A 23,666-nucleotide genomic window follows, 5' to 3' on the forward strand; every position below is an offset into this window, starting at 1 on the left:
ACAACGGAATTTAATTAGTGTCTTAATAAATGAAACCTAATATGGTGTGAAGTCTTTAGTTATAGTAACGGTGAAAAATACATAGTTTAGTCGTATATTTATTGCGTCTGTAGCACGCCTTCTTTAGTCAATATGTTATGTAATTGCATGATTTTCTCTCTTTTTAATGATGAATAATAAGCAATATCTTCAGCTCTAGTTGCTATAGGAAATATTTTGTATATATCTTGATAAAATTTAATGTTTGACTTCGTACGTTCGCCCTCTAAAGATATTCTTGAACTTGTTGGATGGGTTGTTGTTAATTCATAAGAAGGTATGACATTATGATAGACATTAACTATCTTTCCATCTCTTATTACGTCTGAAGTGTTGATAAATTTAAGTTCTATATGGTGGTTTTTCCAAAAACTAGTAGCTTAAGACTATTTGATAATATATATGCTAGTGATTTAATGAACGAGCAGATACTTATACTTAATCCACCATGTGATACTTTAGCTTTTATACAAAAATATTTTTCTAAGACTAAAATGAATATTGAACACAAAAGTGATTTAGAATCTATATTGGCTAATGTTAAGGCTGAACAAGGCATAACAATCGTTCCTCAATCATTAATAGGGCGAGTTGAAAATATGAGCCTATTAAGCAAAGAGTTGGAAGATTATTCAAGAGAAGTTGGATTAATAGCATATAATAAAAAAATAGCGCAAAAAGTGTGGAGCACTATAAGTGAATAATCAATGTAATTAGAGAACACCCTAACCATGCAAAAAAGAGTGCATATTTGCACTCTTTTTTTGATGAAGCAACGATTAAGAAAATAGTTCATCTACGGTTGTATCAAATAGCTTTGCCAATTTAAATGCTAACGTTAATGTGGGATCATATTTATTGTTTTCTATTGCATTAATCGTTTGTCTAGAGACATTTAACTTTTTGCTTAATACTTCTTGAGAAATACCGTTTTGCTTTCTATATTCTCTAATTTTATTTTTCATTAGTTTACCCTTTGGATGTATATTTTTTATTTGTAGTATAGTAATTAAAAGCCACAAGTAGTATTACAGCAATGATAAAGAATACTTCAGGGTATTGAGAAAACCAAGTATTTTTAAGGGTAGGTGTTAAACCAGTAAATCTAAGTAATAATGAAAATAACATGCAATAGATAATCCAAATAAAACTTTTCGCGAGTATTTCAATGAATATTTTACGTTGTCTTTCGTCGTATCGATCCTGTGGTCCTTTTTTATCTATCAAATTCTATTCGAAGACTTGAAATTTTAAGGAAATACTGTACCTAATAAAGCAAATCGATTAGTAAGATCGCAAAAGAGGTTAATATTACAAGACAGACGATTTATAGAATTAAACACGATAAGGGGATTATCTTGATAAATTGATTGACGATGCAGAGGAGAGGTCCAGAGTCCTGAATCGCATAGTATATGATTAACTTGAAATTTTAATATAAAAAGCAAGAAAAAAGAGCCGTGATTTGAACTTTTTCTATATAAGTAATTAACTTACTAATAATCTATTCAAAATTATGTCCCAATAACAAATCATTTCGATAGTGAATACAAAAATAACCCCACCACTTTGGTTAAAGTTGGTAGAGTTATCTGAACTTTTACTTTAAATCTTTGCCTATCATTTTATCTAATTCTCTTTGTTTTTTCTTTTTATTATCTTTTTGAGCACTATCCCACTGACCTAATAAGAATAATAAACCTATTACACCAAAAATAAGAGTTCCCCAAATATTTAATCCTAATTTACCTGTCATATAAAGAACCACTAATACTACTATAAATAAAAGAGGAACAATACTACCTATTATCTTATTTCCTGTCTTAGATAAAAAATACTGTATAGCAAATAATAAGGCATATAAGATTGCTGGAAAAAATGTTAATAAGTTACTCAAGCTCACTCACTCTCCTTTTCATGATTATATATTTCTAATAATTGTTTAGCGTCATTTAAATCTAATTTTTCTTCGATAGCTAACTTCCTTATATAATTAACTAGTGAACTTTCTTCATTATCTTTTGCAGATTTTATTCGTTCTATCACGCTATTTAATCTATTTCGAACAGTTGGATAAGACACTTCATAATATTTAGTTAGTACTTTTAGTGATCCAGAATTAATAACGAAATTTTTAACAAATTCAAAATCTTCTTTTTCTAAATTCATCATCCATTTAGGCCTATCATTGTTTTTCAATATATTCACTCCCTAAACATAATTTACCACGCTTCTAAATATTGTTCGAAAAAACTTTAACATTATTTAACATTAAATTAGTTTTATTAAAAACCACCTGAAACAGTATAACTCATTTTTATCAGAAAACATGTTAAAAGACCCCTTATTTCAATAAGGAGTCTTTTAATCGTTTCAAAATCAAATATTTCTCATCAACTAATATTTCAGGCACTTAAGCTAATAGAATTTAGTATGTTTAATTAATTCAAGAAAGAGTATATACTATCAATAAATTATGAATAATGTAGGAGTAGATTAAAGTTGAAAAATACAAATAAGAAAGTACTTCTAGAAGAGTTAAATGAAGATGATTTAAAAATTTATTATTATTGGAAATATTTAGAGCCTTTACAAAAAGCTAAAGAATGGAATGGACCATACATCGAAGAAGAAAAAATTAAATTTATTGAATTCAAAAATAAATATAGAGAAAATAAATATCTTTATAAAAATACGTTATCTACCTTAGCAATAAAGTATGAAAATGACTTCTTAGGTGTAGTCACATCATATTGGAAAGATAAGAAATCTAAATGGCTAGAATGTGGTATTGTAATATACAAAAATAATAATTGGGAACAAGGCTTTGGCTTTCAAGTGTTCAAAGAATGGATTGACTACCTTTTCAAAGCAACAAATGCTAATAGAATAGGTATTTCAACATGGTCTGGTAATATTAGAATGATGAAAGTAGCAAGTAAATCTGGAATGATAGAAGAGGCTCGTATACGTAGAGGAAGAGTAGTTAAAGGGGAATTCTATGACGCCATACAAATGGGTATTCTAAGAGAAGAGTGGCAAAATTTTAATAGTATTTCTTCTGAGTAACTAATATTTTAATTATATGTGTTAAAAAGCCTCCTTTTGGTATATGGGAAATTTTGATGTGTTAACGTTTTTGATTTCTTCATTTACGTGGTGGTATTTATTTTCGAAGAGCAGTAAAAAGAGGTAGAGGACATATTGGTGATTAAGGAAGAATTATGTTTTTGAGAGAAGTTTTTATAAAAGCAAATTAATGACGTTAGCTAAAAAGCTAGCGTTTTTTTTATATATTTTTGCCCCTGTAGGAACTATAGCGTTCAACCGGTATGGTTGGACGGTTTTACCATGAAAATTTATTGAAGTTAACGGTTCTGAGGGTCAAAGTCAATAAAGCAATTTTTTATTTTGAGCATGCTTCGCACAATACTTTTTGGAGTTTAGCCCAACTTTTTAGATTTGTTATTCCATTAAGATTTTTAGTATTTGTGTATATTGTGATGTTTTCGTTGTTGTTAATTTCTTTTTGACATTTATTGCATTTTAATTTTTCGAGAAACATAAACTGACCTCACTTTTGTGGTTTTTGAAACGAGTTTCTTCTTGTGCCTTAAATATATAACATTGTAACACATGCTTATAATCAACCATGTAGTGGTTAATGTAATACATAAAGTAATCTTTTAATGCGCCTTCTTTATAAAATTACTTATTTTGATATTTTTCTATTTGATTGAAAATAGATTCACTTATGTAATGAATTGCAACACCTAAAATGACTGCTAAGGCGATAAGAATAAGTATATTTATTTTGTTGTACATATTCGTTGCAGTATACATAACGCAACTTATCGGAAGTGCATATGCTTCAAAAGATACAGATGGTATAATAACAGAGTCGCCTTAACTTCCATAGGCGAAATTACTATGGAAGGAGGTGAGCATCTGTGGACTTTTTATTCGTAACGGTTATTGCACCTGTGATAACTGGATGTATTGTAGCTTGGTTTACCTATTGGCTAAATCAGCACAATAAATAGGCGACTATCCATATCACATAAAGAGCCCCAAACCTACGGCAATAGGTTGGGGCTCGGTGTATATCTATGGACTTTCTATGCGTTAATTGTATTATAACATCATAGTGTAGAGGAATGCAAAGTTCTATTTTAAGTAGAAACTTAAGTCTATTGTATTTAGTATTTGTGCTATATTTATAATAATAAAGAAGTTGGGAGATATTTATGACTATACATAAAGAAATATTGGATTCTTGGTCAAAACAAGGGGCTACAAAAGCACCTAAAATTTTAAGAGAAAGAATAGAGAAAGTACTTACTAATGATAGGTCGAAAATTAAGAAAAAAAATCAACTGGATATATATCTTCAAGGATCATATCGTAATAATACGAATATATTAGGGAGTAGTGATGTAGATATTGTTGTTCAAAGCAATGCTACTTTTTTTAGTAATATTTCAAAATTAGATACTTATGAACGAGAAATATATAATAAGACATTTGATGATGCAACTTATACTTGGAGATATTTTAAAAATGATGTGATAGAAACTTTGAAAAATGCTTTTGGTAGTTCAAATGTAAAAGTTGGTAATAAATCAATAAAAATAATTACAGAAAACTATGAAGCTGATGTTATACCGTGTTTTGAGCATCGGAAATATGAATATTTTGGAAATAACGAAAAGGAGAGAACGTATATTCCTGGAATTCAATTTTATACTACTAACGAAAATAATATTGTTATTAATTACCCGAAAAAGCATTACAGTTTTGGAGTTGATAAAAATAATCGAACAAATAATAAATATAAACCAACTGTAAGAATATTTAAAAATATAAAAAAAAGATTACTTGAACAGAAAAAAATCACCTCAAAAGTAACTTCTTCTTATTTTATAGAGAATTTATTGTATAATGTTCCAGATCGATATTTCAATATTGAGAATTCTTCTATTAGGGTTGCAAATATTCTCAATTGGTTGATTAGCAATGTCGATTCCTTTCCAATGTTTGTATGTCAAAATAATCAAATTAATTTATTTGGATCTACTCAAGAACAGTGGAATGAAGAAGATGCACGTAATTTTATTTTTGAAGTAAATAAATTTTGGGATGAGTGTTAAATAATGCATGAATATAGTATTGATGTAGAAAATAATAAAATTATCTTTTACTTATCTGTAATATCAATTTTTATTTCAAGTGGATTAACTACGATTATAAATTTATTGATAACCAAAATTCCTTATATTGAGATTACTATATCTATTACGGCAATAAGTATTTTTGGTATTTTATATTCTTTATTCGATAAATTTATTTGGAAATGGGAAATTCTTAATAAGTTAGGTATAATTAAAATTCCAAATTTAAATGGAAAATGGGAAGGTCAATTTCAATCTTCTTATCATGGATTCAAAGAATATCTCCCAGTTACATTAGTTATTGAACAATCATGGTCAAAAATTTGTATTAAAGGGAAGTTTAATCATTCTAATTCATCAAGTAATACAGCTTCAATAAAAGTTAATTTAGGTAAAGAAGTTAAGTTACTTTACTCTTACTATAATGATAAAAAACCAGAATATTATAAGATGGGAACTAGTAATCATCGAGGATATGCAAATTTAGAAATTGATGAAAATTCAATGGAAGGCAATTATTTTAATGACCCTGCTAATAATAAAAATTGGGGTAAAATGAAATTAGAAAAAGTTGATAAATTATAATTGTATTATATAAGTACACTCTAATCATATAATAATTTAGAAACACTATATTAAAAGGTTAGTTTATTTGAAAGTAATTTTTAAAAGGCATACTATTAAATTAACTAAAACAAGGAGGTTTTATCAATGAAAGCAGCAGTTTGGTATGGTCAAAAGGATGTACGAGTTGAAGATCGAAAATCTAAAGAGTTACAAGATAATGAGGTTAAAGTTAAAGTGTCTTGGGCTGGCATTTGTGGTACAGATCTACATGAATACTTAGAAGGCCCTATATTTATTTCAACAGACAAACCAGACCCGTTCCTTGGCCAAAAAGCGCCCGTTACATTAGGCCACGAATTTGCAGGCATAGTAGATGATATTGGTTCTAAGGTTACAAAATTTAACAAAGGCGATCGTGTTGTTATTAATCCTACAGTTTCAAATCGTGAAAAAGAAGAAAATATTGACCTTTATGATGGTTATTCATTTATAGGCTTAGGTTCTGATGGTGGATTTGCAGAATTTACAAACGCCCCAGAAGAGAATGTTTATAAATTACCAGATAATGTTTCTGATAAAGAAGGCGCCCTTGTAGAACCGACGGCTGTTGCAGTTCAAGCAATTAAAGAAGGCGAAGTTCTATTTGGCGATACTGTTGCTATTTTTGGAGCAGGGCCAATCGGTTTATTAACAACTATAGCAGCCAAAGCAGCTGGTGCTAGCAAAATATTTGTTTTCGATTTATCGGAAGAGCGACTTAATAAAGCTAAATCAGTAGGTGCTACTCATACGATAAATTCTGGTGAATCAAACCCAAGTGATATTATTAGTAAATACACTGATAATGGCGTTGATGTAGCATTTGAGGTAGCTGGTGTAGCGCCAACACTTAAATCTGCAATAGATGTTACTAAAGCAAGAGGTATTGTTGTTATAGTTTCTATATTCGGCCATCCTATTGAATGGAATCCAATGCAATTAACGAATACAGGTGTAAAACTTACTTCGACGATTGCTTATACACCTACTACATTTCAACAAACAATAGACTTAATTAACGAAGGTAATTTAAAAGTAAAAGACGTCGTTACTGATGAAATTGAGTTAAATGATATTGTAGAGTCAGGATTTGAACAACTTGTAAACGATAAATCACAAGCAAAAATTCTCGTTAAATTATAATATAGGTTATAAAAACTAATGAAAGGAGAATCTTCAAATTAGAGATTCTCCTTTCATTAGTTTTCTTCCTGTGATTATTTGTTTTTACTACTTCATTTTTATTATTCTATATACAGTAGAACGACTCACTCCTGTTTATTTAGCAATCTCTTCGCCTGTAAGTTTTTGTTCATCGTATAGAAATTTAATTTCTCTTTTCTTATGGTCAGGCAATGAAGGTCTGCCGCCTTTTCGCCCTCTTGCTCGTGCTGCTTCTAATCCTTTTTTTGTTCGTTCACTTAATAAGTTAGCTTCAAGTTCAGCGAATGCACTCATCATGGTAAAGAACATCTTGCCCATCGCATCTTTAGTCGATACGTTCATATCTATAATATGTAAATCAATGCTGTTTTCATCTAACCATTGTGATAACTCAATTAATTGTTTCGTTGTACGTCCAAGACGATCTAGTTTATAAATCACTAGAATATCTCCCTCACGTAAATAATCTAAGCATTTATCAAGTTCTGTTCTATTCGTTTTACGGCCACTCGCTTTCTCGCTAAAGATACGTTCACAACCATATTCCTCAAGTGTATCAATCTGTCCATCAAGACTTTGATCTTGTGTTGATACACGTGCATAACCAATTTTAGCCATTTGAATACCACCTCTTTTAATCGTTTTATGGGTACTTATTAACGAAATCTAATTCTCGATGCAAATAAACGCGTCTCTCATCGTCTAAAAACTCATGATTTTTGATATTTATGATACATTGATTATAGCACAAGTTTATAGACTTAAATATCTAAGAAAAACCTCCTATGTGACTTTACCTGCTAATTTAGAATAACTTTTCTTGATAAATGATAAAGCTCAATACATTCACTATTCCATTTTTTATATTTTTCGAAATTCCATTGATAAATTATAAAAGATCCCCTCATTTTCATTAAAATCATTTAATTTTTCTAAACAAATGGCCACTCTCATTATTGTGGATATGAGAGTGGCCATAAATTTTATTTGTTTACTTGTCTATTTAACAAAGGGGATTCTCATTGCATTTGTGAATAACTAACTAAATACTTTAAAGCTTTAAAATGATAGACATTAACGAGATTTTAGTTCGTCAGTTGTCATCCATTTATGATTTTTAACCATCTCATCGTTTTCTGTTGATTTATAATCCACCATATAAACGGTTGTTTTTTCTACATCATCAATTTGAGCTTCTGCACCTTTCATACCAGGCATATGGTCAGCTTCTAATTTAACTGTATCACCTTTCTTGAATCCATTTTCAGGGGCATCTGCAACTTCCTCATTAACGACCCATTTGTGATTATTAACTTTTTCATCACCATTTGTAGGTGTGTAACTCACGACATAAGCATACGTTTTATAAGCACCTTTCACAGTACCTTTGGCATTTTTCATACCAGGCATATGATCAGCTGTAATTGTTATTTTATCGTCCTTTTTATATTTACTGTCATCTGTACTTTTCATATTATCTGGGGCTTTACTTTCACTCTTATGATTCATATGTTTTTCTTGTTTTTGATCTTTAGAATTTTCTTCTTCTTCGTTACCAGTTGAACAAGCTGATAATACTAATCCTGAAGCTACTATAATTGAGCTCAATTTTTTCATCATATTGAATTATCCTTATAAATTATTTTGTTACTTTTATTTGTCCCATCATTCCATTATCTTCATGCTCAAGTATGTGACAATGGAACATGTATGTCCCAGTATTTTTAAAAACCACTTCTATTTTGGCTTTTTGTCCAGGTTCCAGAGATATAACGTCTTTTTTGCCTCTCATATCTTCTGAAGGTTTCTTCCCATCCACTGATAAAACTTTAAATTGCGTTCCGTGGATATGGAACGGGTGCTTCATACCACCCATTTTATCTTTGACGTTTTCAATTTCCCAAGTTTCTTTACGGTTTACCTTTTGTGTGAAATCTATTCTGTTAGGATCGAATTTTTTGCCATTAATAGTAACATTATCGTCCATACCTTCTAATTTGATTTTTTTATCTACTTTTGGAGTAGTGTCTTTGTTAGTACTTTTTTCTTTGTTAATAATTGGTAAAATTACTGTTTCATCATTATCAACAAGATTGACTTTTTCTTCTTTCATTTTAGATAAATCTATTACTATTTCTTTTCTTGCTGAAGGAGCTAAATTAATTTCTTTTAACTTTTTAGTCTTTTCTAAATGGCCGCCTTCTGAAGCAATATATTCAAAACTTTGATTATTACTTAGCTTAAGATTTAAATCCCGAGCATTGGAGCCATTTAAAAGTCTCAAACGTATTTTTCCTTCTTTTGTTGTTAATTTAGGATCTACTTTCCCATTCACAAGGACTGTATCACCTTGAGTACCATCTTCATCTTTCGTTTTTGTATAATTTAATTTTTTAGATACAAATGTTTTATCTTGGATTATTATAGGCAAATCATTTTTCCCATAATTGCTAGGATAATTATTCTTTTTGTCATCCTCTATATATAATAACCCTGATAAACCATTATAAACTTGTTTAGCTGTATTTGGGGAGGGGTGGGGATGATACCATAATGTAGCAGCCTCTTGTTTAACCTCAAATTTTATTGTTTTTTCTTTTCCTGGTTTTATAACTTGAGAAGGGCCTCCATCCACTTTTCCATCTATTTCTAACCCATGCCAATGAAATGTTGTATTTTCATCTAAGTTGTTGACTAACTTAATTTTAACCTTATCTCCTTTTTTTAATTTTAAAGTTGGCCCAAGTAAATTTCCATTGTATCCTAAAGTGTTAGAGAAATTACCTTTGTAAAATTCTGTCTTTCCTTTCTGCGCTTTTAATGTATAACTTTTATAACCATTGTTATCTTTTTTAGGATCTAAAACTTTGGGAAATGTTATTTCATTTTTTCCTTGTGAAGAATTCAAATTTTTTCTTTCGTCATGACTTTTCATATCCATCATATCATTTCGCTTTTGATCATTTTCTTTCATGTCCATCATGTTGTGCTTACCTTCTGCAAAAGTATCATTAGGAACCATAAACATTATAGAAAATAACGTAATTAAAATTGTGAACATTTTTTTATACATTATATTTACCTCTTTTATTTTAATTTTAATGTAAATGCATTAATTGCTACGATGATCGTACTTAAAGACATAAGTATTGCACCCACAGCAGGTGATAATATTAAACCAATAGAAGCTAATATACCAGCTGCAAGAGGAACTGCAATCACGTTATATCCTGCGCCCCACCATAAATTTTGAACCATTTTTTTCATCGTATTTTTTGAAAGGGACAAAAAATTGATAATATCAGAAGGATTACTTTTAACGAGTATGACATCCCCCGATTCAATAGCTACATCTGTCCCTGCGCCAATTGCCATACCAATATCTGCTCTAATAAGGCTTGGCGCATCATTGATACCATCACCAACCATCATGATTTTGCTACCATTGCTTTGATAATCTTGGATAATACTTTCTTTATCTTCGGGCATCAATTGCGCGTGGACATCACTAATACCTAATTCTTCAGCCACTGTTTGTGCCACTTCTTTATTATCGCCTGTAAGCATGACTGGCGTAATGTTTCTCGATAATAAATCCGAAACCATTTGTTTTGAACTTTCTTTAATTTTATCGCCTTGTGCGATAATACCAATAACTTGTCGGTCATGAATTAGATAACTAATAGAATTCCCTTGTTGAGCGAGATTCGTAAATTGTTCTTTATTATAATCAAAATTGCTTTTATCGAGATAAGAAACATTCACTATTTTGAGTTTTTTATTATCAACTGTGCCTTCTAAGCCTACACCTGGAATATTATTAACTTCTTGAGGAGTAGCATATGAAATATTTTTGCCTTTAGCAAAATCAACAATACCAGTGGCAAGTGGATGATTAGAATTACTTTCTAATGAAGCAAATAGACTCAATATTTCTTCATTATTTAACTCGTCTGTAAAACTTTCATAGTGATTCACTGAAAAGTTACCTTCAGTTAGTGTCCCAGTTTTATCCATCATGATGTAATCAATGTGTTGTGCGATTTCTACAGATTCTCTGTTTTTAATGATTAAACCATTATGTGCGCCTATAGAGGTAGAACGTGCTGTAACTAAAGGTATTGCCAAGCCTAATGCATGTGGACAAGCAATGACTAATACGGTTACTAGCCGTTCAAGTGCGAAATCGACGTTGTTTTGAATAAGCATCCATACAATAAATGAAATCAGGCCAATACTTACTGCAAAGTAAAACAAATAACCTGCGACTTTATCAGAGAGGAGTTCAGCTTTTGACTTATCGTTTTGAGCTTGGTTAACAAGACCCATAACTTGAGATAGGTAGCCATTTTCACCCGTAGCAGTCACTTTAACTTGTACTGTACCTGAACCATTAATTGAACCTCCAATAACATCATCATTATGAGTTTTATGAACTTTTTTTGATTCGCCAGTAACTAATGATTCGTCAATTGATGTTTCTCCTTGAACAATGATTCCGTCTGTGGGTATACTTTCGCCTGCTCTGACTTCCACAATATCGTCAATATGAATATCTGATATTTTAACTTCTTCTCGTTGATTGTTATCAATCAGCTTCACTGCAGTATTAGGTAAAAGTTCTGCCATTTTCTTCAGTGCATTGCCTGCATTACCTACTGCGTTCATTTCAATCCAATGACCTAATAACATGATTAAAATTAAAGTCGCTAATTCCCAGAAAAAGTCCATTGTATGTGTGGATGAACCACTGAAGTTATTCATATAAAAGGCGTATAAACTATAAATATAAGCTACTGAAATACCTAGAGCAACAAGCGTCATCATTCCAGGTTTTTTAGTTGAAATTTCATCTTTAGCCCCTGATAAAAATGGCTTTCCTCCGTAAAAGAATAAAATTGTAGCAAGAATTAATACAATCCAATCTGACCCTGTAAATGAAATTTGAAACGGTAATTTAACTCCCATCATGGGCGATAAAATAATAATCGGTATCGCAAAAATCAAAGAAATAAAGAATTTACTTTTAAAATTTCCATGATGGTGATGTTCATGATTACCATGACTAGTGTGATTTTCATGTTCTTGATGACTATGATGCTCATGATTTTGGTGTTTTTTGTTATTCGACAAAATTAAACCTCCTAATTTTATATTTTTAAAGATAGTAATAAGACAATTTGAGTATAACATATACGGTATAGGGGTATATACCATTTGACTATAATGTTTGAGTAGATCACAATAATAACCAAGTGGAGTTGATAGGCTCCCTTAAAGTACAAGCAAGACACTTGAAGAAGAAAAATGTATTATACTTGACCGCGTACTATGGTACGCGGTTTATTATTATTTAGAGGTGAACTATGTGAGTTATCGTATTACTGCATTTGCAGAAAAATGTGGGGTAAATAAAGAGACGATTAGATATTACGAACAAAAAAATTTATTACAAGAACCTTCCCGAACGAAAGCTGGTTATCGGATATATTCAGATGATGATGTTAAGCGTGTATGGTTTATTAAACGGATGCAAGAGCTTGGTTTTTCTTTAAGTGAAATCCACAAGTTGCTTGGTGTTGTAGATAAGGATGATGTGCGGTGTTCGGATATATATGAGTTCGTTTCTCAAAAAGTTGATGAAGTACAACAACAAATTAGAGATTTAATGCGTGTTGAGAATATGTTGAATGATTTAAAAGAATGTTGTCCGAATGAAGAATATTTATATTCTTGCCCTATTATTGAGAAAATGTTTGAGGGTTAAAATCAACTTTTTAGCAGGTGATGTAAATTGACTGTACAAAAGCGAAAAAATGTAAAGGATAATGATAAATTATTGTTTTTAGGAATACCAGCATTGTTGGTTCTATGTTGCGCTTTACCAATCCTTTTAATTGCAATTGGATTGAGTTCTATGGGTGCTTTCTTAATAGGAAAACAAGTTTGGATATTTGGTGCTGTTTTGTTAATTGTCGGACTGATTATGTTGGTAAAAAGAAGAGGTAGTCGTAATACATGTCAGTCGGATTGTTGCCATTCTAAATTCAGTGAAACAGAAGAAAAAGGGGGGGAGTGATTTGAAATCAATATTGTTCTTTAAAAGATTTTATTATCAGCTCTCATTATTGTAAGCCTCTCAGCATGTGGAATATCCAATGGAACCAACACGATAAACAATGAAAAAACACAACCAATAAGTTCCGAGAAGCCAACACTCATTTATTTCATGGCATCTTGGTGTCCGACTTGTGTAGCAGGGGAAAAGGTATTTAAACAGATTCATAATAAATATGGGAACAATGTTCAACTTATAACTGTTGATATGGATCCCCTACAAGATACAGAACAAGATTTAAAGGATTTCCAACGTCAATATGGTGGAGAATGGACACATTTAATCGATAAAGAATATGAACTCACTAAAAAGTATAAAGTAAAACAATTGGAAGAAGTTTTTTTAATAGATAGCAATCAAGAAGTTATATATCACGCGGTTAACCCTTCCTTCGATGATTTACAAAAGGAACTAACACGTATTGGAGTGAGTAGTTCATGACGTTTCCCTTTATATTTATTTTTTCAGCAGGAATAGTTGCTGCGTTTAATCCTTGCGGGATTGTTATGTTGCCTTCATATATTAGTTATTTAATTGGTGAAGGAGAGGTTGAAACAAGGCGTTCCTTAATAAGGACAATCTCAAAGGGGCTATGGTTAGGATTGTCTATGACGTTGGGATTTCTAACTATTTTTGTGATAGCCGGTTTTCTATTATCGTTATTAGGTAGAGCTTTAATCAATGTTTTTCCAATTTGGTCATTTCTAATGGGCGTACTTATCTTTCTTTTGGGACTAGGGATGTTGCTTGGAAAAAAAGTTTCTCTACCTTTAAGAGTTAATATTAAACAGGGTAAACGATCAGTTTATTTCTATGGTATTGCTTATGGAATCACATCATTAAGTTGTACGTTGCCAGCCTTTTTATTTGTACTCACTGAATCTATGCAAGATAATTCGTTATTGATGGTTATACTTAAATTTATTGTGTACTCAATCGGTATGGGTGTTGTCGTTACTTCCATAACCATTGTTTCTTTGATTTCAAAAAGATATGTCCAACAATTACTTTCTAAAAATATGGCAATGATCCAATTTATTTCCTCCATTGTTATTTTAATTTCAGGAATTTATATTTCTTATTATTGGGGGATTGGTCCGGGTGGCATATTTCGATAATTAAAAGGAGTGTTAAAAAATGACTAAGAAAATCAGTATGAAAGTTAGTGGCATGACTTGTATGGGTTGTGAAGAACATGTAGCAGTTGCACTTGAAAATATTGGTGCCAAGAATGTAGAAGCTAGTTTTCGTCACGGTGAAGTATTATTTGAATTACCCGATGATATTGGGATTGAAAGTGCAAAAAAGGCTATTGATGAGGCGAAATATCAACCTGGAGAAATAGAAGAAATATCATCACAAGAAAATGTGGTGTTAGGTAATGAAGGCGATTATGACTTACTTATCATTGGTTCCGGTGGTTCGGCTTTTTCAGCTGCGATCAAAGCGATTGAATACGGGGCAAAAGTAGCCATGATTGAGCGTGGAACCGTTGGCGGAACATGTGTAAACATTGGCTGTGTTCCATCAAAAACACTTCTTAGGGCTGGAGAAATTAATCATTTAGCAAAAGTAAATCCATTTACGGGATTACAAACATCTGCTGGAGAAGTGGAATTAGCACCCTTAATCAAGCAAAAAGATGAATTAGTGAGTGAGCTTCGCAATCAAAAATATGTGGATCTAATTGATGAATATGGAATTGACTTAATTGTAGGTGAAGCAAAATTTACTGATGAACAGACGGTTGAAGTCAATGGGGAGAAACTTTCCGCAAAACGCTTTTTAATTGCAACGGGTGCATCTCCTTCTCTCCCGCCGATTTCAGGACTTGAAGAAGTGGAGTATTTAACAAGTACAACGCTCCTTGAAATAAAAAATGTACCTAAACGATTAACGGTGATCGGTTCAGGATATATCGGAATGGAGCTTGGCCAATTGTTTCATAACTTAGGTTCAGAAGTAACGCTTATGCAAAGAAGTGAGCGACTGTTAAAAGAGTATGACCCAGAGATTTCTGAAGTAGTAGAAAAAGCTTTAATTGAACAAGGAATAAACCTTGTAAAAGGGGCATCTTTTGAGCGTGTAGAACAATCTGGAGAGATAAAGAAGGTTCATGTTACAGTAGATGGCAAGAAAAAAGTGATTGAATCAGAGCAGCTGCTTGTTGCAACAGGAAGAAAACCAAATACGGATACGTTGAATTTAAATGCAGCTGGGGTTAAAGTCGGAAAACGAAAAGAAATACTGATAAATGATTATGCTAGAACAAGTAATGAAAAGATTTATGCGGCAGGAGATGTTACATTAGGGCCTCAATTTGTCTATCTAGCAGCATATGAAGGTGGAATTGTTGCCGATAATGCAATCGGTGGATTAAATAAAAAACTAGATTTATCAGTGGTTCCCGGCGTGACATTTACAAATCCAGGGGTAGCAACAGTAGGCTTAACAGAAGAACAAGCAAAAGAAAAAGGCTATGAGGTCAAAACCTCCGTATTGCCTTTAGATGCTGTTCCAAGAGCGATAGTAAATCATGAAACAACAGGTGTTTTTAAGCTTATTGCTGATTCGAAAACATTGAAAATGTTAGGGGTTCATGTTGTATCTGAAAATGCAGGTGAAGTGATTTATGCAGCGACTTTAGCCGTTAAGTTTGGTTTAACCGTAGATGATTTAAAAGAAATCCTTGCACCATATTTAACAATGGCAGAAGGATTGAAATTAGCTGCCCTGACGTTTGATAAAGATGTTTCAAAATTATCTTGTTGTGCGGGATAACAACACAATGAATCCACCGTTTGGTTAAGACGGTGGATTCTTTCAACCTTGGACAAGGTACGCGGTTTCATTAGATAGAAATAAGGCAAACGTATTATAGAGTCAATTCTGCGAGGAGGTTAATGATGATAAAGAAATACGATCTTATTGTGATTGGTACAGGTTCTGCGGGTTCAATCACAGCAGCAAAATGTAATAAAGCCGGCTGGAATGTAGCTATGGTAGATGACAGGCCGTTTGGAGGCACGTGTGCACTACGTGGATGTGACCCAAAAAAGGTTCTACATGGTGCTGCCGAGCTTATTGATTGGAACAAACGGATGGTTAAGAATGGAGTACCGTCTGAAGTCTCCATCAACTGGAAAGATCTTATGAATTTTAAAAGAACCTTTACAGATGATGTCCCGGAAAAAAAAGAGGAAGCATTGAATAAACAGGGAATCGATACGTATCATGGCAATGCATCTTTCGTGAGTGAGGACAAACTTGAAGTGAATAAAGAAGTGCTCGAGGGGAGTCATTTCTTGATCGCTAGTGGTGCGAAACCTACCCCTTTACCCATAGAAGGAGAAGAACATCTTACTTATAGTGATGAGTTTTTGGAGTTGGATGAATTACCACAAAGAATCGTCTTTGTTGGTGGTGGGTATATTTCGTTTGAATTTGCTCATATCGCGGCACGTGCTGGATCAGAAGTTCATATTATCCATCGAGGTCAAAGACCTTTGGAGAATTTTGATATAGATCTTGTAGATATCCTTTTAGAAAAGTCGAAAGAGATTGGCATACAGGTACATCTTCAACATTCCGTTGAATCCATTGAAAAAGAACAAGGAAAGTTTCATGTGTACGCTCGAAAAAAAGAGGATATAACGCGGTTTGAAGCAGACATTGTTATTCATGGTGCTGGACGGGTCCCTGCCTTAGATATGAATCTTGAAAAAGGGAATATAGAAAGGAAAAAACATGGTGTCCATGTTAATGAGTATTTGCAAAGTGTAAGTAACCCGAATGTCTATGCAGCTGGAGATGCTGCAGCAACGGATGGCTTGCCCCTCACACCTGTAGCCAGTGCAGATTCTCATGTCGTAGCATCTAATTTATTGAAAGGGAACAGCAAAAAAATTGAATATCCCGTGATTCCATCTGCTGTATTTACCGTACCTAAAATGGCATCGGTAGGTATGAGCAAGGAGGAAGCCAAAAACTCTGGCCGGAATATTAAAGTAAAGCAGAAAAACATCTCCGACTGGTTTACGTATAAACGGACAAATGAGGACTTTGCTGCGTTTAAAGTGCTGATTGACGAAGATCATGATCAAATTGTTGGTGCTCATTTGATTAGTAATGAAGCCGATGAACTGATTAATCATTTTGCAACAGCCATTCGTTTTGGGATTTCAACCAAAGAATTGAAACAAATGATATTTGCCTATCCAACAGTAGCTTCAGACATTGCACACATGTTGTAATTTTTATCATATGTTTTTCCAGCATGATTTTTCCATTATCTCTTGTACACGCTTATTCAGAAAAGGGCGATTGTTGAAAATCAAAAGCTTAATTTCTCACTAAAAATACGGAGGAATTAAGCTTTTTTATCTTTCAAAATCCTTAACGTCCGTATTTTTCCGACGGTACCTCGACTATTAAGTATTTGATTTGCATATATAAAATCCTCGTTCAATACTATCCCTCCAAACTGTTGTTAATCACTCTATGCTTGAAATAATTATCATAGTTCAAAAAGGATACGTTATAATTGCTATATTGATTAAATGTTCAAGGAGTGCTTTATGATTTATACAATTGTAGTATTCATTGTTGCAGGATTAGCTGAAATTGGTGGTGGTTATCTAATTTGGTTATGTCTCAGAGAAGGGAAGCCACTTTATTTGGGGATCTTTGGGGGAATAGCCATAGTTTGGTTCTGTTGCAAAGTCAGAAAAAATATAACTAATTATCATTTTAACATGGTAGTATTCCCTTAACTGGCCAACATGTGATTAATTTCGTAGCACGGCGAAAATCCGTAGATCTGAAGAGACCTACGGTTCTTTTTATATAGACCATAAATACATTCAATACCTTTGAGTGTATTCTTTGCCGTATTGACGCTTTGATATCTCGTCTTTCTCACTTTAATATGACGGTGATCCTGCTCAATGAGGTTATTAAGATATTTAGATGTACAATGACAGTCGGGATTAAGTTTAAAATCTTTAATCAACTTAGACATTGCCACCTTCGTCGAAGGTGCCTGGTCTGTAATTATCATTTGAGGTTTACCAAATTGTTTAATAAGTCGCTTAATAAACGCATATGCTGAATGATTATCTCGTTTCTTACGTAACCAAATATCCAATGTATGACCATCTGCATCAATGGCACGATATAAATAGCACCATTTTCCTTTTATTTTAATGTATGTCTCATCAACGCGCCATTTATAATAAGCTTTTTTATGCTTTTTCTTCCAAATTTGATACAAAATAGGAGCATATTCTTGAACCCAACGGTAGATCGTTGAATGATGAACGTTAACGCCGCGTTCTCTTAGTATTTCAGATATATCACGATAACTAAGCGCGTATCTTAAGTAATAGCCAACGGCTACAGTTATTACATCTTTATTAAATTGCTTATATCTAAAATAATTCATAGAGAACGCTCCTTTTTTGTTAAAATTATACTATAAAATTAACTTTGCAACAGAACCCGGCATCGACACCGAAGCATTAAAAGCAGTAGGATTAGGCCAATAAATAACGAATGGCAAGGGTGAAATTCTTACCCTTGCTTTCTTATGCAAAAAGGAGAGTTGTCCGTGAATACGGCGGTTTCGAAGAATGTAACAATTATTTCATATATCATTGCCATTACATTTATTATTGCCATGATAACGGCTTCGGTGATATTGGATAATCACCAAATTATTTTGCCGGAACTTGCTGCAATGGCGATTGCCATGTGGGTATATCGGGAAGCCGGATGGATCAGGCAACCATCGAAGATTCTTTTTGCCCCATCCCTAACTGCTGTCATTGGATTTATGGTCAATCTATTACCAATTTTTTATGTAGGAAAAGTAGGTATCACACTTGTACTTTCGATGCTCTTATTGCGTCTAATTCGATCGAACCTGGCACCATCTATTGCAACAGGATTACTACCAGTGGTGATAGATGTAGACGGATGGTCATTTATTATATCGACTTTCATTCTTACTTTTATATTGATGCTAGGGGTTCTGCTATTTAGATTAAATAACGGGCTTGAAAAGAAAGTGAAGATACAGTACAAGTACATAGTCGTGTTTTTAATGTTGAATTTCGTCTGGATTGGTTTAACTTGGGCCGTTGACTATCCCCAACTAGCAGCTATTCCGCCGATCCTTGTCGTTGTTTATGAATCACTTCAGAAGCCTAAGTACAATGGGAAAGTAGCTTTTAAGCAAAGTCTTGTATTGACCATCTCTGCGACTGTTGGTACGATGTTATACTTCGCTCTTGACTCGTGGATATTGATAACGCTGATAAATATGATTTTAATGTACATTCTATTGCATATTGTTGGTGTCCGTATCCCGGCTGTGTACGCTTTTCCACTGCTCCCGTTTATCTTTCCAGATAAAATCGTAGCGTTGTTGCCGTTAGGTTCATTAATTATATGTGTATTTCTGTTTGGTTCAGTTTTAGCGTATAAAAAGCTAGAAATGAAGCGAAGTGGAAAGGTAATGCAAATATAAAAGAGACAGGATTAGGTAATATAAAACAAGGGTGGATTCACCCTTGTTTTATAAATTAACGATCAATTCCTATTCAATAATAGGGGGCTTTAATGAAGTAACTAAAGCCTAATTTCTCACTTACAACACCGCGAAATTAGGCTTTTTTAAATTTGGATTTCCTTAACGTTGTAAATCCGCATTTTCCTGACGCTACCCCTACTAATATTAAAAACACTTTTTTTGGATACTAATACCCCCATATGGTATAATTGTAAAACAAGAAAGAAGGAAAGGACTGACAAATTGTATGGGTATAGGAAATATGATGGGCGGAATGGGGGGCATTGGCATGATTTTTTGGATTATCATTCTTGGCTTGTTATTTTATGGTGTATATATATTAATTGCAAAAGCTTCAGAAAAACCAAAAGGTGTAAGATCAGATGATTCTTTACAAATTTTAAAGGAAAGGCTGGCCCAAGGGGAAATTAATGAAGATGAATATGAAAAATTAAAGAAAGTGTTAAAAAAAGATTAGGGATACTTTGAATGAAAGGGGAAATAAGCGATGAAAAAGAAGTTACCTTTAGTGCTGTCGTTTGTACTAGCTGGTTTAATCGTCATTGGACAAACTGGTTTTGCCCAAGGTTCTGATTATGACCAGAGAATGGATAATATGATAAATGCATGCACGAACTTCATGCAGTCCTTTGATGATAACAAAGAAAATAAGTAGTAAAGTATATAAAAACACAATAACTACAAGGCACTGAACCCTTAAAATGGGAACTTAATAAAAACACTATGTTCTAGGCTGCTAATTCTCTGTATTTTACAGGGGATAAGTAGCCTAGTTTTTGTTTAATTTGTTTTGTTGTTTCCATATGTTCCATCATCATTTGTTGCATCTGCTGCATTTGCTCCATATTCATTTCGGGCATGTTCATTTCAGAACGTCCCATGTAGTAATAAGGGTAAGGTCAAAAGATTACATTTAATTGTTGCATTAAGTCTGATTGTCACTTCACTTGATATATGAGAATATTTTTATCTAATAAATGAGAAAGACAACGTACATTTTTAAATAGTACGTTGTCTTTCTGTTATCGAATTCCTATAACTAAACTATCTCTCGCTGTTTCTACAACTTCAGTACTGATTTTATCTAAGCCATTTATATCCATAATTCTATCTATTTGTGCAAATAAGCGATGAATAAGTCTAAAATTCCCCTTAGTAATTTTAATAATGGTTGTTATGGCTTCATAGTCAGTGAAGTATTCAAGTTTTAAATCAACTCCTAGATCTTGCCACTTATACTCTAATATATGATGTGTTTCATCCTTGCTTAAATTATCGAATTCATGTGCAAAACCTATACGAGAATATAGTTGAGGATAACGAGATAGTTTTTTCTCAATACCTGGCATACCAATGAATACCATTGCTAGGTCACGTTCATCATAGATAAATCTTAATTGCTCTAAATGTTGCACTTTAAGTCTATCAATTTCATCTATTATAATGAGTTCAATGTCTTGGAATGCATCACTAAAATTTTCACTATATTCATGCTCGTATTTATTTAAAACATGTAATTTTTGACCCAAATCAATACTTCCATTAATACTGTGTAAGTCACTACTCAATCTTGTTTGCTTTTCTGCTGGTGCAGTATAAAATATTTTGTCTACAGATAATATATCGTCCGTTGTTTTATTAGCTAAATCTTTCCAGCCCCTATGGTTAACCTGGTTTTCAATAATATCCCAATTGGTATAATATCGTGAAGATAATGTTTTACCCACACCTGGTTGACCATAACATATACCAATATACTGATATTTAATACAAGCATCACAAAATTCAGCAAAGCGTTTATACTCTTTCGTTTCAATGAAATTTTGATTTTTAGTCATTACGATACCTCTTTAATTTTTTGACGTTTTTAGTCGTTTCTTGAGGTGAATAACCATAATTCTTTTCTTCCTTTATTAAATCAGTGGTACTTGGGCTAACAATGTTTTGTTTTAAGTGTTTTCTTCTCTGACTACGTGCGTGTTGTATATCTTTTATATCAATTGAATAATCAGCTAAATCAGGAGATATAGCAGTACAAAGAAACTCATCTCTATAAAAAACGCGTATTTCAGCCATATCATTAGGATTGTAACGAATCAGTACATACTCACCTACATAAGCAGCTAGATTCGTATTACTGTATCTAAAGCCTTGAAAATGAATGCCATCTGAATGAATTTTCCTGGATTTAGGTATTTCTAATAATAATAAATCAAGTTGTTCTAAACTGCTTGGCATATTAGGGAAAAAATGATTACTGTTCCAACGATTGATAGGAGTACTCTGGATAGCACTGTGTTCTTTTTGATTATAATCTTCAATTAAAAAGTATCGTAATTTTTCTTCGAAATTTTGAAAATCAATTAAATAACTAAGTGTATCGTTATTATTTATATATCCAGGAAGTTGTTCTAAGAAGATTTGATTAACAGTTTGAAAGAATCGTTCTATTTTCCCACGACCTCTTGGTACTCCAACTTTTGAAAACATTAAATTAATTTTCAAATCAACAGCGACTTGTTCCATATGGTGTGAAGTAAAATCACTTCCATGGTCAGTATAAAATTTTTCAGGAATACCACATATCGGCCAGCTTGTATTACTCTTACTCCAAATGGCTTGATGTAGTGTTAGTGCTGTATTTTTGGAATTGGGGCTATCGAAAGTTAAAAAATAGCCTGCAATTGCACGACTATAATCATCCATAATAATGGTTAACCAGGGTCTATTGATATTACCTTTTTGATCTAATATATAGATATCTAGCAAAGTATGGTCAGCTTGCCATATTTCATTTGGCCTTGATGATTCTCTTATTTGTATTAAGTCGTACTTATTTTGATAATATTTTTCGCCATGATGAGAAAAATCAACCACAGACTTAGGTATTGTTTTAATAACACTGTAAACTTGTTTATAATTTGGTGGATCAAAATTATTCTCTTTACAATAATTAGCGATTTTCCTATGAATTGTAGCAATACTATTTCTTTTATTTTTAAGTGCAAGGCGTTCAATTTCATCAATTATCTTTGGTTCTATTTTACGTGTCCCTTTATCGGTTCTTGTTGTATAAATTAGCCCCTTAAGCCCTTGTTCTTTATATAACTTATTCCACCCATAAAGTGTACTTAACGCAATGCCTGTATTTTTAGAAATACTTGATAAGGATTTGTTTCCTAAAATAAAAGGTTTAATAACATCGTACTTTTGTATAGCCTCTTTACGCTTGGTTTCAGAAAAATTAGTGAGGTATTTCTCCTTGTTTTTCATCTTCCTTTTCCTCCAATTTATTGAGGTAACGATAAATTGTTGTGCGTGAAACTTGCCATTGTTCTGCAATTGTCTTAATTGGTGTACCATTATCATAAAGTGTTTTGAGTAAATTCAAATCTTGATTACTTAATTTTTCAGGTCTTCCACCATAACGTCCTCTGGCACGAGCTGCAATTCGACCAGCCGAAGAACGTTCTAAAATTAAGTTACGTTCAAATTCTGCAAACGCTGCGAATAAATGAAATAATAATTGTCCTGTAGAACTTGATTTATCCATAGTTATATTTTCTTCTAAACTATGAAAACTCACGCCTCGTTCGTTAAGTTCATTAACTAATGTGATTAAATCTTCCATGTTACGTCCTAGTCTATCTAGTCTCCAAACAACAATCGTGTCTCCTGATCTCGCAAATTCAATTGCTTTATCTAAACCAGGCCTTTTACTTTTTGAACCACTAATATGGTCGCTAAATATCTTTTCACAACCATATGCGTTTAATCGATCCTCCTGTAAATTCAAATTTTGTAATCCAGTTGAAACTCTTGCATAACCTATTTTCAAAATACAACCCTCCTATATACATATCCAGTGTACCATAACTTAATTTCAAGGTCTTTTGTGAACATAGATTTTTTGTTGGGTTTTTGAACACGAAAATATATGTAATACTCACTTATTTCGACATAAAAAGAGAGTGTA

Annotated in this window: 27 protein-coding genes and 3 pseudogenes; 17 read left to right on the top strand and 13 right to left on the bottom strand. The window is 32.6% G+C overall.

Going from position 1 to position 23,666, the window contains the following annotated elements; all coding sequences use genetic code 11:
• Positions 1 to 392: 392 nt before the first annotated feature.
• A complete protein-coding gene (locus JVU85_RS04000; protein WP_021459882.1) occupies positions 393 to 743 on the top strand; it encodes a LysR family transcriptional regulator substrate-binding protein in 351 nt (116 codons plus the stop codon).
• Positions 744 to 818: 75 nt separating this feature from the next.
• Here JVU85_RS04000 and JVU85_RS04005 read toward each other — a convergent pair whose 3' ends face one another.
• Together JVU85_RS04005 and JVU85_RS14090 are read right to left on the bottom strand one after the other, a co-directional pair.
• Positions 819 to 1,004: a helix-turn-helix transcriptional regulator gene (locus JVU85_RS04005; RefSeq protein WP_021459883.1), complete on the bottom strand. Its 186-nt coding sequence runs from the start codon at positions 1,002 to 1,004 to the stop codon at positions 819 to 821.
• Between the two features lie 4 nt (positions 1,005 to 1,008).
• Positions 1,009 to 1,263: pseudogene (locus tag JVU85_RS14090) on the bottom strand (hypothetical protein); the annotation flags it as partial.
• Positions 1,264 to 1,316: 53 nt separating this feature from the next.
• On the opposite strand from JVU85_RS14090, the pseudogene JVU85_RS04010 reads away from it, so the two are divergent.
• A pseudogene (locus tag JVU85_RS04010) lies at positions 1,317 to 1,409 on the top strand (helix-turn-helix domain-containing protein); the annotation flags it as partial.
• Positions 1,410 to 1,639: 230 nt separating this feature from the next.
• Here the strand turns inward: JVU85_RS04010 and JVU85_RS04015 are convergent.
• Both JVU85_RS04015 and JVU85_RS04020 read right to left on the bottom strand, forming a co-directional pair.
• On the bottom strand, positions 1,640 to 1,936 hold the full coding sequence (locus JVU85_RS04015) for a hypothetical protein (protein WP_021459884.1): 297 nt from the start codon (positions 1,934 to 1,936) through the stop codon (positions 1,640 to 1,642).
• Between the two features lie 2 nt (positions 1,937 to 1,938).
• Positions 1,939 to 2,238 (bottom strand): DUF2089 family protein, encoded by a 300-nt coding sequence (locus tag JVU85_RS04020; protein ID WP_021459885.1) that lies wholly within the window; start codon positions 2,236 to 2,238, stop codon positions 1,939 to 1,941.
• A 303-nt stretch (positions 2,239 to 2,541) separates the two neighbouring features.
• Here JVU85_RS04020 and JVU85_RS04025 point away from each other — a divergent pair, with 303 nt between their 5' ends.
• The 5 genes from JVU85_RS04025 to JVU85_RS04045 all read left to right on the top strand — a co-directional run bounded on the left by JVU85_RS04025 (position 2,542) and on the right by JVU85_RS04045 (position 6,959).
• Complete coding sequence (locus tag JVU85_RS04025; protein ID WP_021459886.1) at positions 2,542 to 3,108, top strand: GNAT family N-acetyltransferase; 567 nt, start codon at positions 2,542 to 2,544, stop codon at positions 3,106 to 3,108.
• Positions 3,109 to 3,989: 881 nt separating this feature from the next.
• Positions 3,990 to 4,082 (top strand): type I toxin-antitoxin system Fst family toxin, encoded by a 93-nt coding sequence (locus JVU85_RS14045; RefSeq protein WP_021459888.1) that lies wholly within the window; start codon positions 3,990 to 3,992, stop codon positions 4,080 to 4,082.
• 204 nt (positions 4,083 to 4,286) lie between these two features.
• A complete protein-coding gene (locus tag JVU85_RS04035; protein ID WP_021459889.1) occupies positions 4,287 to 5,189 on the top strand; it encodes a nucleotidyltransferase domain-containing protein in 903 nt (300 codons plus the stop codon).
• Positions 5,190 to 5,192: 3 nt separating this feature from the next.
• Positions 5,193 to 5,795, top strand: coding sequence for a Cap15 family cyclic dinucleotide receptor domain-containing protein (locus tag JVU85_RS04040; RefSeq protein WP_021459890.1), 603 nt, complete (start codon positions 5,193 to 5,195; stop codon positions 5,793 to 5,795).
• A gap of 126 nt (positions 5,796 to 5,921) precedes the next feature.
• Positions 5,922 to 6,959 (top strand): 2,3-butanediol dehydrogenase, encoded by a 1,038-nt coding sequence (locus tag JVU85_RS04045; protein WP_204172096.1) that lies wholly within the window; start codon positions 5,922 to 5,924, stop codon positions 6,957 to 6,959.
• A 135-nt stretch (positions 6,960 to 7,094) separates the two neighbouring features.
• Here JVU85_RS04045 and JVU85_RS04050 read toward each other — a convergent pair whose 3' ends face one another.
• The 4 genes from JVU85_RS04050 to copB all read right to left on the bottom strand — a co-directional run bounded on the left by JVU85_RS04050 (position 7,095) and on the right by copB (position 12,113).
• Complete coding sequence (locus tag JVU85_RS04050; RefSeq protein ID WP_204172097.1) at positions 7,095 to 7,598, bottom strand: recombinase family protein; 504 nt, start codon at positions 7,596 to 7,598, stop codon at positions 7,095 to 7,097.
• 456 nt (positions 7,599 to 8,054) lie between these two features.
• Positions 8,055 to 8,600, bottom strand: a complete 546-nt coding sequence (locus JVU85_RS04055; RefSeq protein ID WP_002510756.1) for a YdhK family protein — start codon at positions 8,598 to 8,600, stop codon at positions 8,055 to 8,057.
• Between the two features lie 19 nt (positions 8,601 to 8,619).
• The gene (mco, locus tag JVU85_RS04060) at positions 8,620 to 10,053 is read right to left on the bottom strand and encodes a multi-copper oxidase Mco (protein ID WP_000277153.1); all 1,434 of its coding nucleotides are present in this window, start codon (positions 10,051 to 10,053) and stop codon (positions 8,620 to 8,622) included.
• A gap of 14 nt (positions 10,054 to 10,067) precedes the next feature.
• Entirely contained in the window at positions 10,068 to 12,113 is a 2,046-nt protein-coding gene (gene copB / locus JVU85_RS04065; protein WP_019169200.1) for a copper-translocating P-type ATPase CopB, read from the bottom strand.
• 235 nt (positions 12,114 to 12,348) lie between these two features.
• On the opposite strand from copB, the gene merR reads away from it, so the two are divergent.
• From merR to JVU85_RS13920, 7 genes and pseudogenes are all read left to right on the top strand, one after another.
• Positions 12,349 to 12,747, top strand: a complete 399-nt coding sequence (merR, locus tag JVU85_RS04070; RefSeq protein WP_002510754.1) for an Hg(II)-responsive transcriptional regulator — start codon at positions 12,349 to 12,351, stop codon at positions 12,745 to 12,747.
• Positions 12,748 to 12,774: 27 nt separating this feature from the next.
• Entirely contained in the window at positions 12,775 to 13,059 is a 285-nt protein-coding gene (locus JVU85_RS04075; RefSeq protein WP_002510753.1) for a hypothetical protein, read from the top strand.
• Positions 13,060 to 13,176: 117 nt separating this feature from the next.
• A complete protein-coding gene (locus JVU85_RS04080) occupies positions 13,177 to 13,539 on the top strand; it encodes a TlpA family protein disulfide reductase (protein WP_348635048.1) in 363 nt (120 codons plus the stop codon).
• A complete protein-coding gene (locus JVU85_RS04085) occupies positions 13,536 to 14,216 on the top strand; it encodes a cytochrome c biogenesis CcdA family protein (protein WP_021459891.1) in 681 nt (226 codons plus the stop codon). Before JVU85_RS04080 ends, JVU85_RS04085 begins: the two co-directional genes overlap by 4 nt.
• A 19-nt stretch (positions 14,217 to 14,235) precedes the next feature.
• The gene (gene merA / locus JVU85_RS04090) at positions 14,236 to 15,879 is read left to right on the top strand and encodes a mercury(II) reductase (protein WP_204172098.1); all 1,644 of its coding nucleotides are present in this window, start codon (positions 14,236 to 14,238) and stop codon (positions 15,877 to 15,879) included.
• Between the two features lie 125 nt (positions 15,880 to 16,004).
• Positions 16,005 to 17,351, top strand: a complete 1,347-nt coding sequence (locus JVU85_RS04095) for a dihydrolipoyl dehydrogenase family protein (protein ID WP_204172099.1) — start codon at positions 16,005 to 16,007, stop codon at positions 17,349 to 17,351.
• Between the two features lie 324 nt (positions 17,352 to 17,675).
• Positions 17,676 to 17,810: pseudogene (locus tag JVU85_RS13920) on the top strand (YnfA family protein); the annotation flags it as partial.
• 56 nt (positions 17,811 to 17,866) lie between these two features.
• Here JVU85_RS13920 and JVU85_RS04105 read toward each other — a convergent pair.
• A complete protein-coding gene (locus JVU85_RS04105) occupies positions 17,867 to 18,541 on the bottom strand; it encodes an IS6 family transposase (RefSeq protein WP_002512555.1) in 675 nt (224 codons plus the stop codon).
• 144 nt (positions 18,542 to 18,685) lie between these two features.
• On the opposite strand from JVU85_RS04105, the gene JVU85_RS04110 reads away from it, so the two are divergent.
• The 3 genes from JVU85_RS04110 (at position 18,686) to JVU85_RS04120 (ending at position 20,345) form a co-directional block, all read left to right on the top strand.
• The gene (locus JVU85_RS04110; RefSeq protein WP_239441163.1) at positions 18,686 to 19,627 is read left to right on the top strand and encodes a hypothetical protein; all 942 of its coding nucleotides are present in this window, start codon (positions 18,686 to 18,688) and stop codon (positions 19,625 to 19,627) included.
• A gap of 289 nt (positions 19,628 to 19,916) precedes the next feature.
• A complete protein-coding gene (locus tag JVU85_RS04115) occupies positions 19,917 to 20,147 on the top strand; it encodes an SHOCT domain-containing protein (RefSeq protein ID WP_021459084.1) in 231 nt (76 codons plus the stop codon).
• Between the two features lie 30 nt (positions 20,148 to 20,177).
• Complete coding sequence (locus tag JVU85_RS04120) at positions 20,178 to 20,345, top strand: hypothetical protein (protein WP_021459085.1); 168 nt, start codon at positions 20,178 to 20,180, stop codon at positions 20,343 to 20,345.
• 73 nt (positions 20,346 to 20,418) lie between these two features.
• Here the strand turns inward: JVU85_RS04120 and JVU85_RS04125 are convergent, their stop codons facing one another.
• From JVU85_RS04125 to JVU85_RS04140, 4 genes are all read right to left on the bottom strand, one after another.
• A complete protein-coding gene (locus tag JVU85_RS04125; RefSeq protein ID WP_021459086.1) occupies positions 20,419 to 20,556 on the bottom strand; it encodes a hypothetical protein in 138 nt (45 codons plus the stop codon).
• A 156-nt stretch (positions 20,557 to 20,712) separates the two neighbouring features.
• On the bottom strand, positions 20,713 to 21,528 hold the full coding sequence (locus tag JVU85_RS04130) for an AAA family ATPase (RefSeq protein WP_204172100.1): 816 nt from the start codon (positions 21,526 to 21,528) through the stop codon (positions 20,713 to 20,715).
• The gene (locus JVU85_RS04135; RefSeq protein WP_021459088.1) at positions 21,521 to 22,963 is read right to left on the bottom strand and encodes a Mu transposase C-terminal domain-containing protein; all 1,443 of its coding nucleotides are present in this window, start codon (positions 22,961 to 22,963) and stop codon (positions 21,521 to 21,523) included. Before JVU85_RS04135 ends, JVU85_RS04130 begins: the two co-directional genes overlap by 8 nt.
• Positions 22,935 to 23,528 (bottom strand): recombinase family protein, encoded by a 594-nt coding sequence (locus JVU85_RS04140; protein WP_021459089.1) that lies wholly within the window; start codon positions 23,526 to 23,528, stop codon positions 22,935 to 22,937. Before JVU85_RS04140 ends, JVU85_RS04135 begins: the two co-directional genes overlap by 29 nt.
• Positions 23,529 to 23,666: the final 138 nt, after the last annotated feature.

Origin of the sequence: Staphylococcus sp. GDY8P72P, assembly GCF_016890655.1 — a bacterium.
GTDB lineage: Bacteria > Bacillota > Bacilli > Staphylococcales > Staphylococcaceae > Staphylococcus > Staphylococcus arlettae.